The organism is Enterovibrio gelatinilyticus (assembly GCF_028683095.1).
Lineage (GTDB): Bacteria > Pseudomonadota > Gammaproteobacteria > Enterobacterales > Vibrionaceae > Enterovibrio > Enterovibrio gelatinilyticus.
This window is the reverse complement of the sequence record NZ_JAJUBC010000105.1, coordinates 1-688: the sequence shown is the minus strand read 5'-3', so window position 1 is coordinate 688 and position 688 is coordinate 1. Positions and strand designations below refer to the sequence as shown.

1 protein-coding gene is annotated in these 688 nt (G+C 49.7%); it reads right to left on the bottom strand.

The genetic code is table 11. From position 1 onward, the window contains the following. Positions 1 to 675, bottom strand: a 675-nt coding sequence (istA, locus tag LRP50_RS25410) for an IS21 family transposase (protein WP_337992933.1), incomplete at its 3' end; no start/stop codon positions are given. Positions 676 to 688: the final 13 nt, after the last annotated feature.

Here is a 688-nt window from a genome sequence, read left to right as displayed (position 1 = left end):
ATATGGCCGACATGCTTTGGGTTTGAAGTGGTACTTCTTGGCGGTAGCAAGCAGTGCAGCATTCCAACGATGATGACCCTCACCATAGGCATCACGCTCTATCATGATGGCTTTTGCGTTGTCGAACAGGACCTCTCTGGACACACCACCGAAGTATTCGAACGCTTCTTCAAGACCCTCAATCCAGTCTTCTTGACGCTCACGCTCAGTGAAGCGGACAAAAGTTGCACGGCTATATCCAAGGGTTGCGACAAAGGCTTTGATGCGTTTTCCGTGGTGTGTGACCGTCGTGAAGTCCACTTGCATCTGCTGTCCTGGTTCTGTCTCGAAGCGCACGACAGGATCGGCAGGTGCAGTCGGTTTGTATTGTTTGATGCGTTCTTTAAGCATGGTGATCCCGCCGTCATAACCTAATGCCTTAATCTCGCGAAAAAGAACGGTGGCAGGTATCCAATGTGGCTTTGCTGCTTCAATGCGACCAAGTAAATAGTCGAAATAGGGGGCTAGTTTCGATGGGCGTGACTGACGTTCGGGGTACACAGGTAGTCTGTCTTTATTCCTGAGGTAAGCTCTCACCGTGTTTCTAGATACGTCCAACGTCTTTGCGATACGGCGGATGCTTTGGCCCTGTTGATGTAAAACGTGTATATCCACTAGTTGCTCCTGATTGATCATAGTCCGCCGTTTT